The organism is Streptomyces sp. NPDC000410 (genome assembly GCF_040300305.1).
Taxonomy (GTDB): domain Bacteria; phylum Actinomycetota; class Actinomycetes; order Streptomycetales; family Streptomycetaceae; genus Streptomyces.
Genome location: NZ_JBEPDM010000015.1, coordinates 44,995 through 57,395 on the forward strand (window position 1 = coordinate 44,995; position 12,401 = coordinate 57,395).

At 72.7% G+C, this 12,401-nt stretch carries 12 protein-coding genes; 7 read left to right on the forward strand and 5 right to left on the reverse strand.

Going from position 1 to position 12,401, the window contains the following annotated elements:
• Positions 1-6 precede the first annotated feature (6 nt).
• Both ABT342_RS17770 and ABT342_RS17775 read left to right on the forward strand, forming a co-directional pair.
• Positions 7-849: a hypothetical protein gene (locus ABT342_RS17770; protein ID WP_351574014.1), complete on the forward strand. Its 843-nt coding sequence runs from the start codon at positions 7-9 to the stop codon at positions 847-849.
• 456 nt (positions 850-1,305) lie between these two features.
• Positions 1,306-1,749, forward strand: a complete 444-nt coding sequence (locus tag ABT342_RS17775; RefSeq protein WP_351574017.1) for a subtilase-type protease inhibitor — start codon at positions 1,306-1,308, stop codon at positions 1,747-1,749.
• A 96-nt stretch (positions 1,750-1,845) separates the two neighbouring features.
• On the opposite strand, the gene ABT342_RS17780 is transcribed toward ABT342_RS17775, so the two are convergent.
• Both ABT342_RS17780 and ABT342_RS17785 read right to left on the reverse strand, forming a co-directional pair.
• Complete coding sequence (locus ABT342_RS17780; RefSeq protein WP_351574020.1) at positions 1,846-2,709, reverse strand: alpha/beta fold hydrolase; 864 nt, start codon at positions 2,707-2,709, stop codon at positions 1,846-1,848.
• Positions 2,710-3,309: 600 nt separating this feature from the next.
• Complete coding sequence (locus tag ABT342_RS17785; RefSeq protein ID WP_351574023.1) at positions 3,310-4,002, reverse strand: iron-dependent transcriptional repressor DtxR; 693 nt, start codon at positions 4,000-4,002, stop codon at positions 3,310-3,312.
• Between the two features lie 150 nt (positions 4,003-4,152).
• Here ABT342_RS17785 and ABT342_RS17790 point away from each other — a divergent pair, with 150 nt between their 5' ends.
• Positions 4,153-4,908: an SIS domain-containing protein gene (locus ABT342_RS17790; protein ID WP_351574025.1), complete on the forward strand. Its 756-nt coding sequence runs from the start codon at positions 4,153-4,155 to the stop codon at positions 4,906-4,908.
• Positions 4,909-5,155: 247 nt separating this feature from the next.
• Here ABT342_RS17790 and ABT342_RS17795 read toward each other — a convergent pair whose 3' ends face one another.
• Both ABT342_RS17795 and ABT342_RS17800 read right to left on the reverse strand, forming a co-directional pair.
• Positions 5,156-6,325 (reverse strand): sensor histidine kinase, encoded by a 1,170-nt coding sequence (locus tag ABT342_RS17795; protein ID WP_351574279.1) that lies wholly within the window; start codon positions 6,323-6,325, stop codon positions 5,156-5,158.
• 5 nt (positions 6,326-6,330) lie between these two features.
• The gene (locus ABT342_RS17800) at positions 6,331-7,011 is read right to left on the reverse strand and encodes a response regulator transcription factor (RefSeq protein ID WP_351574028.1); all 681 of its coding nucleotides are present in this window, start codon (positions 7,009-7,011) and stop codon (positions 6,331-6,333) included.
• A 156-nt stretch (positions 7,012-7,167) separates the two neighbouring features.
• On the opposite strand from ABT342_RS17800, the gene ABT342_RS17805 reads away from it, so the two are divergent.
• Genes ABT342_RS17805 through ABT342_RS17820 form a run of 4 tightly spaced genes read left to right on the forward strand, consistent with a single transcriptional unit; the run spans position 7,168 to position 10,602 of the window.
• A complete protein-coding gene (locus ABT342_RS17805; RefSeq protein ID WP_351574031.1) occupies positions 7,168-7,668 on the forward strand; it encodes a hypothetical protein in 501 nt (166 codons plus the stop codon).
• Positions 7,665-8,726, forward strand: coding sequence for an efflux RND transporter periplasmic adaptor subunit (locus ABT342_RS17810; RefSeq protein ID WP_351574034.1), 1,062 nt, complete (start codon positions 7,665-7,667; stop codon positions 8,724-8,726). The genes ABT342_RS17805 and ABT342_RS17810 overlap by 4 nt, the downstream gene beginning before the upstream one ends.
• Positions 8,723-9,403, forward strand: coding sequence for an ABC transporter ATP-binding protein (locus tag ABT342_RS17815; RefSeq protein ID WP_351574037.1), 681 nt, complete (start codon positions 8,723-8,725; stop codon positions 9,401-9,403). The genes ABT342_RS17810 and ABT342_RS17815 overlap by 4 nt, the downstream gene beginning before the upstream one ends.
• Positions 9,403-10,602 carry an ABC transporter permease gene (locus ABT342_RS17820; protein WP_351574040.1) on the forward strand — a complete coding sequence of 400 codons (1,200 nt, stop codon included), beginning with the start codon at positions 9,403-9,405 and terminating at the stop codon, positions 10,600-10,602. Before ABT342_RS17815 ends, ABT342_RS17820 begins: the two co-directional genes overlap by 1 nt.
• A 252-nt stretch (positions 10,603-10,854) precedes the next feature.
• Here the strand turns inward: ABT342_RS17820 and ABT342_RS17825 are convergent, their stop codons facing one another.
• Complete coding sequence (locus ABT342_RS17825) at positions 10,855-12,288, reverse strand: PAS domain-containing protein (RefSeq protein WP_351574042.1); 1,434 nt, start codon at positions 12,286-12,288, stop codon at positions 10,855-10,857.
• Between the last annotated feature and the right edge of the window lie 113 nt (positions 12,289-12,401).

The following is a 12,401-nucleotide window of genomic DNA, read 5'->3' on the forward strand; positions in this document are numbered from 1 at the left end:
AGGATCATGTCCATGCCTCCTCAGCCCCCGGGGTACCCGCAGAACCCGGGGTATCCGCCGCATCAGGGTCACCCGCAGGGCCAGCAGCCGTACCCGCAGAACCCCGGGTATCCGCAGCCGGGTCCGTACGGGTCTCCCGCACCGCAGCAGGGCCCGTGGCCCCAGCAGGGCGGCTGGGGGGCGCCGCCACCGCCGCCGAAGAAGAAGGGGCTGGGGACCGGCGCGGTCCTGGGGATCTCCTTCGGGATCGTCGCCGGGCTCCTGGCACTCGCCTGGGTCGGAAACCACTGGTCCGGCATCGGTGGGGGCTCCAGCCCCTTCCCGGAGGCCACGCACAAGGTCACGGTCCCCGAGACCCTGCTGGGAGGCACGTACAAGCTGGCCGATGACATGTCCGACAAGGTCTCGGACGAGCTGAAGGGCACGAGCGAGGCCAACATCCGGGACGCGAAGGGCGTCGCCGCCCAGTACACGTCCACCGAGGCCGGCGAGGGCGGAGTGCTCGTCGTCTCGGGCATGTACGGGCGGATCAGGAATCCGGACCTGGCCCGCGAGAAGATCCTGGAGGGCGGGGCCGAGGCCGACGGCGCCCTCGTCGCCGTACCGCCGAAGGACTTCACCCCGGCCGGCTCGGACGTCACCATCAGCTGCCAGGTCCTGACGGTCGACCAGACCGTCGGCGACAAGACGTCCTTCCCGATGTGCGCCTGGGCGGACGACAACACCAACGTCTCGGTCGGCGAGGTCACGACCGGTACGGCGACGAAGGACCCGGAGTCGATCGACCTCGCCGCGGCCGCGGCGACGACGGTGAAGGTGCGCGAGGAGATGCGGAAGCCGATCGGCTGATCCGCCGCCGCCACCACCGCCGGCGGTTCGCCCTTTCGCCCTTTCGCCCTTTCGCCGTCGTGCGCCGTTTCGCCGTCGTTCGCCGTCTCACCGTTCGCCGTATACGAAGGCGCACGGCGCGGGCGGGCGACGGCCGGACGGTGGGGCGTCGCCGGGTGGGTGCGGGGCGCCGCTTTCCGGCCGAAGGGCCATTCGGGTGACTGCTCAAAGATGGAACCAATTCTGAAGAGCAGCAGGTCAGGCGGTCGTTCCAGGTTGCACCAGCGAGGTGCGTCCATATGCTGGACATCACCTCACACGCCCCTCACACCCCTTCCGAACTGGCCGAACGACCATTCGATCGGCTCGCGCATGCGTGTGCGGCCGGAAAGCGGTGATGGATGTGCGATCACTGTGCGCATCAGCAAGACTCCCGAGCGCAATCGCAATCGCACTCACAGTGAAGGGGATTCACCCATGCGTTACACCCTGAACACACGCGGCGCCGCGGCCGCCACGGCCGCCCTCGTTCTGACCACCGTCGCAGCGGCCGGAGTGGCCCACGCACGGCCCGCGCAGCCGACCGGCCTCCACGCGCCGTCGGCGATGGTGCTCACGGTCGGCAAGGGCGAGGCGGCCGCGACGAGCACGGTCGAGCGCGCGGTGACCCTGAGCTGCATCCCGACGCCGGGCGGCAGCCACCCCGCACCCGCCGCGGCCTGCGGGGAGCTGGACGCGGTGAACGGCGAATTCGGCCGGCTGTCCGTGAAGCCCACCAAGGCCTGTACGCGCCAGTGGGACCCGGTCACGGTGACCGCGAGCGGCGTGTGGCAGGGCAAGCGGGTCGACTGGTCGGCCACGTACGGCAACGCGTGCGAGATGCAGGCGAGCATGCCCGAGGTCTCGGTCTACACCTTCTGACCCCGGCGCGATCCGAAAGCCAGGCCCCCAGGGCCCCTACGACGGCCCGGGCGCCCGGTCGGTCCACCCTCCCCGGCCGACCGGCTCCCGGGCCCCTCAGGGCGTCAGCACCCCCTCCAGGAACGGTTCGATCGCCGCGCGCCAGGCGTCCGGCTGGTCGTAGTGGACGAGGTGGCCGGCGTCGGGCACCTCCGCGTACTGCCCGTACGGCAGGACGCGGACCATCTCCTGGGCCTCCGCGCGGCCCAGTTCGCCGTCGAGGCCGCGGACCACCAGGGTGGGGCAGGGGACCTGGGCGAGGGAGTCCCAGTGGGCGTCGTGGACCCAGGTCTCGCGCGAGGTGAGCATCTGGCGGAACGAGAAGACCGGCCGCCAGCCGTCCACGCGCTCGGCCATCACCTCGGCGAAGAACTCACCGCGCGCGGGGCTCGGGCGCTCCACCCACGGATCGTCCTCGCCGAACCACTTGCGCACGTCGGCGAGGGTCGCGAAGGGGACCGGCCAGGTGCGGAACCAGTCCTCCCATTCGCGCTGGGACGCGGCGCCCAGCGCGGAGGCGCGCATGTCGCAGATCACCAGGGCCTGCACGAGGTCGGGGCGCTCGGCCGCGAGCTGCCAGGCGGTGAGGGCGCCCATGGAGTGCCCGACGAGGATGACCGGGCCCAGGCCCAGCTGCTCGACCGCCGCCGCCGCGTCCGACACGTACGCCTCGCGGGTGAAGGAGCCGTCGGCCGGCTTCTCGCTGCGGCCGTGGCCCCGCTGGTCGAGCGCGACCGCACGGTGCCGCTCCGCGAGCCAGCGGGCGGTGGCGGCCCAGTGCGAGGCGCGGCCCATCAGGCCATGGAGCAATAACACGCCCGGCGCGCGGTCCGTCTCGCCGCGCCCCTTGGGCGGATCGGCGAACTCCCAGGCGGCGAGACGTACGCCGTCGGCTCCGGTCACATCCATGCGCCGCACCATGGTCCTGGCACCCCCTTCTGTCCCCCGCTGGATCTCGGATGAATCTCGGAACTCGGCCCCGGAACCGGACCTCTGACCTCGAACCTCGGAGCCGGTCGAGTCACGCCAGACTATCGAACCTGTATTCGAAAATCGGGGTCCCACGCCCAACACCCCTCGTTCGAGTGACAGCCTCCAAGGATTGACGTCTGTCGCCGAGGGGAGATCTTCAGCGGGAGGCGGACCGCTCGGGGAAAACGGTCCGAGGGGAGTGACCCTGGGAGCTCGGGGCTCCGGGTCAGCACAGGGGAGGACAGGCCCCGGCGCCCTTGGGCGCCGGGGCCCTGTGCGTGCACGCAGGGCGTATGCGTCTTCTGCGTCTTCCGCGTGTGTGTCCGAGTGCGCATGTGCGATGTGCGGACGTACGACATGTGCCCACCCCCGGTCATATGCCTCAGCCACAGCGTGGCACGGGAACCGCCCGGCCGCTGCCATTCCGACCGGAAAGCGCGTTCGCACGGGTGGCGACGGGTCGCGACGGGTCGCGGCACAGCACACGCGAACGCGCCCGAACCGCGAGTGCGGTACGGGCGCGTCAGGAAGGAAAGGAGAGGTGTGACGTCAGCGCTTGGCCACGAACACGTGCGACGCCACATCCGTGTCCAGCTCCGCGGCCTCGCCGCTGCTGCCCACCAGCACCCCGCCCGCCGACTCGGTCACACTGACCACCGACCCGGGCTGCACACCCGCGCGCCGCAGCGTGTACATCAGCTGGGCGTCCGTCTGGATCGGCTCACCGATCCGCCGGACCACGACCGTCTTGCCCTCCGTGCCCGCGTCGAGCTCGGCCAGGCTCACCATGGAGTCGTCCAGGAACGGGTCGGCCTCCGCCTTCTCGCCCAGCTCCTCGAGGCCCGGGATCGGGTTCCCGTACGGGGACTCCGTGGGGTGCCGCAGCAGCTCCAGCACGCGCCGCTCCACGGCCTCGCTCATCACGTGCTCCCAGCGGCACGCCTCGGCGTGGACCTGCTCCCACTCCAGGCCGATCACGTCGACCAGCAGGCACTCGGCCAGCCGGTGCTTGCGCATCACGCGCGTCGCCAGCCGCCGGCCCTCGTCGGTCAGCTCCAGGTGCCGGTCGCCCGCGACCGTCACCAGCCCGTCGCGCTCCATGCGCGCCACCGTCTGGCTGACCGTCGGACCGCTCTGGTCGAGCCGCTCCGCGATCCGGGCGCGCATGGGGACCACGCCTTCCTCTTCGAGCTCGAGGATGGTGCGGAGATACATCTCCGTGGTGTCGATCAGTCCGGACATACATGCCCCTCGGATTATTCGTGCGCTGGCCCTCCCCCAATTCTGACCCATGGCGCCGACAACCGTGCCGCACGTGGCCTCGGCCGTATTGACAGACCATTGGTCCAGACCGCAACGTGATCCGCGACACGACGAGAGAGGGCTACCGCAATGGGCGAGAACAAGCTGGCCGGGCAGTTCTTCGACGCCGCGATCGGCCTGCTGGAACGGGTGCGCGACGAGGAGGCGGCGCACATCGCGGCCGCCGGCTCGGCCATCGCCGACACCGTCGCGGCGGGCGGACGGCTCTTCGCGTTCGGCGCGGGCCACTCCTCGCTCGCCGCCCAGGACGTCGTCTACCGGGCGGGCGGACTGGCCCTGATGAACCTGCTCGCCGTCCCGGGCGTCGTCGGCGTCGACGTCATGCCCGCCACCCTCGGCTCCGCGCTGGAGCGGGTGGACGGCCTCGCGGGCGCCGTCCTGGACTCCAGTCCGGCCCGCCCCGGCGACGTACTGATCATCGTCTCCCTCTCCGGACGCAACGCGCTCCCCGTCGAGATGGCCATGAACGCGCGGGCCCTCGGCCTGAAGGTGATCGGCGTGACGTCGGTGGCGTACGCGACGGAAACCCGGTCGCGCCACACGTCCGGTACGTACCTCAAGGACCACTGCGACATCGTCCTCGACTCCAAGATCGCGGTGGGCGACGCGGAACTGACGGCCGACGGCATCGAGGCGCCCTTCGCACCCGCGTCGACCGTCGTCACCAGCGCGCTCATGCAGGCGACGATGGCCGCCGCGGCGGGCGAACTGGGCGCACGCGGCATCGAACCGCCCCTGCTGCGGTCGGGCAACGTCGACGGCGGCCACGAGTGGAACGGCCGCGTGATGGAGGAGTACGCGGACCGGATCTTCTACCGCCGCTGATCCGCTCCGCCGGGGTAGGGGGCTGCGGCCGCACCCGCTGCGGCCCGCCAGGGCCACGGCTGCCGAAACCGCCGCCGGGGCCCACGTCCGGACGTGCCCGCGTCCGCCGGGGCGCTGAGGCACCGCGGCCGACGGGCCCGACGGGCCCGATACGCCGAGCGACGCGGCCACCGGCCGCCCCGGGCTACGGGGCACCGGGGCCCGCCAGGGCCACGGCTGCCGAAGCCAGGGCCCGCGTCCGCCCCGGCTACGGGCGACGCGGCCAGGTCACCCGGACCGTGAGGCCGCCGGCCGGGTTGGACCTCGCGGTCATCGTCGCGCCGTGGGCGCGGGCGATCGAGGCGACGATCGGGAGGCCGAGGCCCGCTCCCTCGCCCGGTGTGTGCTGTCGTGCCTCCGCGCGGCGGAACGGTTCGAAGAGGAGGGGGACCGTGTCCGGCGGGACGGGCGGGCCGGTGTTGACGACCTCCAGGCCGTGCCCGTCCCCGTCCCGCACGCGGACGACGACCCGGCCGCCCGGACGGTTGTAGCGGAGCGCGTTCGCGACCAGGTTGTGGACGAGATGGCCGAGCAGCACCGCGTCGCCCCGTACCGTCAGCGGCCTCGCCTCGACCTCCACCGTCACCGCCCGCCGGGTGGCCTCCTCCGCCAGGCCCGCCGCCACCGCCTCGGCCACCTCCGCCAGCTCCACCGACTCGCGCCGCCGCAGCCCCTGCTCGGAGACCGAGAGCAGCAGCAGGCCCTCGATCAGCCGCTCGCTGCCGTCCGCCACCTCGATCAGCTTGTCGCGGATCCGGGCGACCTTCTCCGGCGGCGGGTCGTCCGCGAGACCGATCTCGGCGGCCGCGCGCTGGACGGCGAGCGGGGTGCGCAGCTCGTGCGCGGCGTTCGCCGCGAACCGCTGCTGCGCCGAGACCAGCTGCTCGATCCGGCCGAGCATCGCGTCGAACGTGTCGGCGAGCTCCTTGAGCTCCCCCGGCGGCGCCTTCAGCCCGATGCGCTCGTGCAGGTTCTCGCCGGACAGCCGGCGCGCGGTCGCGGTGATCACACCGACCGGCCGCAGCACCCGCCCCGCCATCCACCACGCGAGCAGTACGGACACCAGGGCGTACGCCGCCAGGACCAGCCCGGAGACCGTCAGCAGGCTGCTCAGCGCGGCCTCCTCGGCGGCGCCGGTGATCACGGTCCTCGTCGTCGCCAGCCGCTCGGCCGGGACGGCTTCCCCGGGGACCGCGGGCATCGCCGGCATCCAGCCCCCCTGCACCGCCGAGGCCGGGACCGCCGTGGTGACGGCGCGGCTGATGTTGCTGTAGAGCTCCTCGCGTACGAGGACGTAGACGAGGCCCGTCAGCAGACCGCCCGCCAGCACCAGCAGCCCGCCGTACAGCGCGGTCAGCCGCGCACGTTCGCTGCTCACCCTGCTCACGCCCCGGTCTCCCGGCGGTCCCCGCTGATCCGGTAGCCGGCCCCCGGCACCGTCTCGATCACCTGCGGCTCCCCGAGTTTGGCGCGCAGCTTGCTGAGGGCGACCCGGACCGCGTTGGTGCGGTAGCTGGTGTCCTCCTCCCACACCTGCTCGATGAGGTCCTCGCCGCTGACCACCGCCCCGTCCGCCCGCAGCAGCGTCTCCAGTACGGCGAACTCCTTACGGGACAGGGAGAGGAACCGGCCGTCGCGGCTGACCTGGCGGCGGGCCGTGTCGAGCACCAGTCCGGCCCGCTCGATCACCGGGGGCAGGGCGGGGCGGGCGCGGCGGCCCAGCGCCAGGACCCGGGCGAGGAGCTCGTCGTACGCGAAGGGCTTGGTCAGATAGTCGTCGGCGCCGAGGCCGAGGCCGTCGACCCGGTCGCGCACCGTCCCGGACGCCGTCAGCATCAGGATGCGGGTGAGCAGCCCCTGGGCCACGACCCGGCGGCACACGTCGTCGCCGTGCAGGCCCGGCAGGTCCCGGTCGAGCACCATCACGTCGTACGCGCCGAACTGCAGCTTGCGCAGCGCCTCCAGGCCGTCGGCGGCCACGTCGACCGCGAGGGCGTCACGGCGCAGCCCCTCGGCGACCATCTCCGCCAGGAATTCCTCATCCTCCACCACCAGCACACGCATGAGCCCCTGTGTACCCGACATCGGTGTTTCGTCGATGTAAGGGACTTCGCTGAGGGAAACGAAACGCGCACTCCCGCCACACTCGCGCCGTCCCTGTTCAAGGGGTTCAACGGGTTCACCGGGTCAACCGGTCCAACGAGCGTCAGGAGTGTCGTCATGGGAACGACCGTGGGAAATCGCAAGGGTGCGGCAGTGATCGCGTACGGGCTCGTCACCGCCCTCGCCCTGTTCGCCACCGCGTGCTCGGGGAGCGGCTCGTCCGCCGACAAGGGGGGCGCGGACGAGAAGGCCACCGAGGCCGACCAGGCGCTGGAGCACCGCAAGTGCCTGCGCGAGCAGGGCCTCGACGTGCCCGAGCCCAAGCCCGGCCAGGACCAGCGCGGGATCGCCGTCGGCGGCGACGGCGTGAGCCAGGAGCAGATCGAGAAGGCGTTCAAGGCGTGCCGGGGCAAGGGCGGGGCCGCCGGCACCGGTGAGATCACCCAGGCCGACAAGGACAAGGCCCTCAAGTTCGCCCGCTGCATGCGCGACAACGGCATCGACTTCCCCGACCCGACGTTCGACAACAAGCCGGTGAAGGCGATGCCCGTCCCGAAGGGCGCGGAGAAGGAGAAGTGGGACAAGGCCAACAAGGAGTGCGAAGGGACCATGCGATGAGGGCGCGCCGCATCCTCGTGATCGCTCTCGCCGTACTCGCCGTCGCGGGCGGCGGCGTGGCGGTCACCACCCTGACCACCCCCGACGAGAGCACCCCGCAGAAGCGCTCCGGACTGCCCCCGGCGACCACTCCCGTCACCCGCGGCGACCTCAGCGACAGCAGCCGGGCCGACGGCACCCTCGGCTACGCCAAGGAGCGGGGGCTCAACGCGGGCGCGCCCGGCATCCTGACCTGGGCCGCTTCCACCGGCTCCCACGTCGAACGGGACGGGAAGCTGTACGAGATCGACGGGAAGCCGGTCCGGCTGATGTACGGGGCCGGGCCCATGTACCGGACCCTGAAGGACGGCGACGAGGGCCGCGACGTCGAGGAGCTGGAACAGAACCTCGCCGCGCTCGGCTACACCGGGTTCACCCCCGACGACGAGTACACGGACAGGACGGCCGCCGCCGTCAAGCGCTGGCAGAAGTCGCACAAGCTCAAGCAGACCGGGCAGGTCGGGCCCGACCAGATCACCTTCGCGCCCGGAGCCGTACGCATCAAGGCGAACGGCTCCGCCGTCGGCGACCAGGTCGGTCCCGGCAAACCGGTCCTGACCACGACCGGATCCGAACGGATCGTCACCTTCCGGATCGACGTCGCCGAGAGCCGGCTCGTCAAGTCCGGCACCAGGGTCACGGTCGACCTGCCGGACGGCACGAGCGCGGCCGGGAAGGTGTCGTCGGTCGGCCGCACCGCCGAGGCGGGCGGCGACGACCCGCAGGACAAGACCCCCAAGGTCACCGTCACGGTCTCCTTCGACAAGCCGGACGACGTCGGCGGCATCGATCAGTCCCCCGTCACCGTGAACCTCACCGGGCAGACCCGTAAGGGCGTGCTGTCCGTCCCCGTCAACGCGCTCCTCGCCCTGCCCGGCGGCGGCTTCGGCGTCCAGGTCGTGGAGAAGGGCACGGCGCGGGAAGTGAAGGTGGAACTCGGCATGTTCGGGCAGGGCCGGGTCGAGGTGTCCGGCGGCGGACTGCGCGAGGGCATGAAGGTCGGGGTGCCCGCGATATGACACCGGTGGTCCAGCTCAGCGGCGTCACCAAGGAGTACGCGGGCGGTGTCGCCGCGCTCCGGGGCGTCGACCTCACCATCGACCCCGGCGAACTCCTCGCCATCGTCGGCCCCTCCGGGTCCGGCAAGTCCACCCTGCTGCACATCGTCGGCACCCTGGACCGCCCCACGGCCGGTTCGGTCGCCATCGCCGGACACGACGTCGCGAAGCTCTCCGACCGCAGACTGTCCGCGCTGCGCGCCCGGCACATCGGCTTCGTCTTCCAGTCGTTCCACCTGGTCCCCGGCATCAGCGCGCGGGACAACGTGGCCGAGGGCCTGCTGTACTCCGGCCTCCCCCGCGCCGAACGACGGCGCAGGGCGGCCGCCGCGCTGGAGCGCGTCGGACTCGCGGACCGGATGAAGCACCGCCCGCACGAGCTGTCCGGCGGCCAGAAGCAGCGCGTCGCCATCGCCCGCGCGGTGGTCGGCGAACCCGACCTGCTCCTCGCCGACGAGCCGACCGGCGCACTGGACTCGGCCTCGGGCGAGGCGGTGATGGAGCTGCTCCACGACCTGGGCGAGGACGGGGCGACCATCGCCGTCATCACCCATGACGCGGAGATCGCGGGGCGCCTGCCGCGCCAGGTGCGGATCCGGGACGGGGCGGTCGTCGAGGATGTCAGGGGCGCCGCCTGATGGCCCGTACGACACTCTCCGCGGCCAGACTCGGCCCCCGCGACGTCCTCCACGTCGGCTCGGCGGGCCTGCGCAGCAGACCCGTACGGGTCGTGCTGTCCGCGCTCGGCATCGCCATCGGCATCGCCACGATGATCGCGGTCGTCGGCATCTCCGCGTCCAGCCAGGCCCAGCTGATGCAGCGCCTCGACAAGCTCGGCACCAACATGCTGGTGGCGACGCCCGGGGAGTCGATGTTCGCGGGCGAGCAGGTGAAACTGCCCAAGGACGCCGTCGGCATGGTCGGCCGTATCGCCGGAGTCGAGGAGGCAGCGGCGACCGGGGCCCTCTCCTCGTCCGTACGCCGCAACGAGAAGATCGACGAGGACGAGACCGGCGGCATCGAGGTCGTCGCCGCCACCGAGGACCTGCTGAAGGTGCTGCGCGGAAAGACCGACAGCGGCACCTGGCTCAACCGGGCCAACGGCCGCTACCCGTCGGTCGTCCTCGGCCACGTCGCCGCCCGGCGCCTCGGCATCACGGCCCCCGGCCAGCAGGTGTGGCTCGGCGACCGGTACTTCACGGTCGTCGGCGTCCTCGCCCCGCTGCCGCTCGCCCCCGAGATCGAACGCTCGGCGCTGGTGGGGTGGGAGGCCGCGCAGAAGCTGCTCGGCTTCGACGGCCATCCGACGTCGGTGTACGAACGCTCCACGGACGCCTCGGTCAAGGACGTACGCTCCCTGCTCGCACCGAGCATCGACCCGGAGAACCCGCAGAACGTGCGGGTGAGCGACCCGTCGGCGGCCCTCCAGGCGAAGGCCGCGACGGAGGGCGCGTTCAGCAGCCTGCTGCTCGGCCTCGGCGGGATCGCGTTGCTGGTGGGCGGTGTCGGCGTCGCCAACACCATGATCATCTCGGTCCTGGAGCGCCGCTACGAGATCGGCCTGCGGCGCTCACTCGGCGCGACCCGGGGCCAGATCCGCATCCAGTTCGTGACCGAGTCCCTGATGCTGTCCGGCCTCGGCGGCCTGGCGGGCGTCGCCCTCGGCGCGCTGGCCACCGGCGTGTACGCGTACGGCGGCGGCCTGCCCTGGGTCGTCCCCCCGTGGGCGGCGGCGGCCGGCTTCGGCGCGACGCTGCTGATCGGCACGGTGGCGGGCCTGTACCCGGCGGTCCGGGCGGCGAGACTGTCACCGACGCTGGCACTGCACGCGGTGTAGGTGGGCGGGGGCTCCGCGCCTCAATCGCCGGCGGAGCTGGAAAATCCAGCCCGTCTGGGGGTCCCCCCACGCCCGCAGGGCGTAGGGGGAGATCGAGGACACGGCCGAAGGCCGTACGGGGGTCTGGGGGCTTGCCCCCCACGCGGCGGAGCCGCACATCGACACTGCGGGAAGGGGCGGGGCGGGGAGAAAAGCCCCGTACAGCGGCCCGCCCCCACCGGCCCCGGCCCCGGCCCCGGCCCCGAGGGGCTGCTACCCGCCCAACCCCACGCCCGCCAGCGCCAGCGCCCCCGCAACCCTCGTCGCCACACACTCCGCGTACACCGCGTCCTGCCGCTCGAAGGCAGGCCGGTTCCCCGCCCGCAGGAAGGTCAGCACGCCCACCGACCGCCCCCCGCTGCGCAGCACCGTGCACAGGGCGTGCACCGCGTCACGCGGCCACTGGCGCTCGGTCGCCCACGCCTCCGCGCCCCCGTCCCGGCCCGTGTCCGCCTTCCCGCTCGCCTTCCCGCTCGCCTTCGCGCTCGCCCGGACCGAGCCGATACGGTCCAGCGCCTGCAACGCCGGATGCCCTTGCGCGTACCGCACCGGAATCCCCGCTCCGGTCACCCGCGCGACCGGGCCCGGTGCGCCCGAGGGCGTGGCCGCGGCCCGCACCAGCCGCTCCCCCGCGAGCACGTCGACGAACGCGTGGTCCGCGAAGCCCGCCAGCGCGAAGTCCACCTGCGCCGTCGCCGCCTCCATCGGGTCCTCGCACTCGGCCGCCGCCCGCGCGGCGCGGTGCAGCTGGCTGAAGCGGAACCGCAGCCGGTCCGCCTCCTGCTCCGCGAGCTTCGCCTCCGTCACGTCCTCGAACAGCCAGCCCACTCCCAGCGGCACCGGCTCCTCCGCCAGCGGCGACGCCAGCCGCAGGAACCCGCTGCGCCAGCAGCGCCTGCGCTCCCCCTCGTCCGTGCTCACCGTCACCCACAGCTCGACGAGCGACCTCGGCGCCCCCTCCGCGAGCACATGGTGCAGCGCTCCCTCCAGCTCCTCCACGCCCTGCACGATCAGCTCGCCCAGCGGCCGCCCCAGCGGCCCCGTACGCCCGCCGGAACCCAGGATCCGCGCGGCGTGCCGGTTGACCACGGTGGGGCGCAGGTCGACGTCCACGAGCACGACACCCCACGACGCGTCCTCGAACAGTGCCTCGCTCAGCGCGATCGACCGCTCCAGATCGATCTGCGCGTGCACCTCGCTGAACGCGCAGTACACCCCCGCGGGCTTCCCGTCCGCCCCGCGCACTCCGGCCGACTGCGTCCGTACGAGCACCCGCCCGCCGTCCTTGCGGAGCAGCGCGAACTCGTGCACCTGCCGCCCCGGTGCCTGCATCGTGGCCATCAGCCGCGCCTGCACCTCATCCGCGTCGGCGGCCCGCGCCGCCCACCCCGCGAACCCGCGCCGCCCGACGGCCTCCTCGGCCGACCAGCCGAGAATCCGCTCGGCCTCCCGGTTCCAGTGCGTGATCACCCCGTCCGCGTCGAACGCGCACAGCGCCGCGTCCATCCCGTCCAGCAACGCCGCGAGCAGGTCCGACCCGGGTCCGTCGCGCTCGGCGTCACGCTCGGTCTCGCGGTCCGTCCCGCGTTCGGGCTCGGGTCCGTCCGGCCCCAGCGCATGGGCCGCCTCACTCCTGGACGCGCTCATCCCGGCACCCCCTGCAGGACATGTACACACGTGCAGACGCACGCACGTCATTCAACTGGAACGTGACGCAGGACACACTAATTTCCCGGAAATCGTCGCCCCGGAAAAAACTG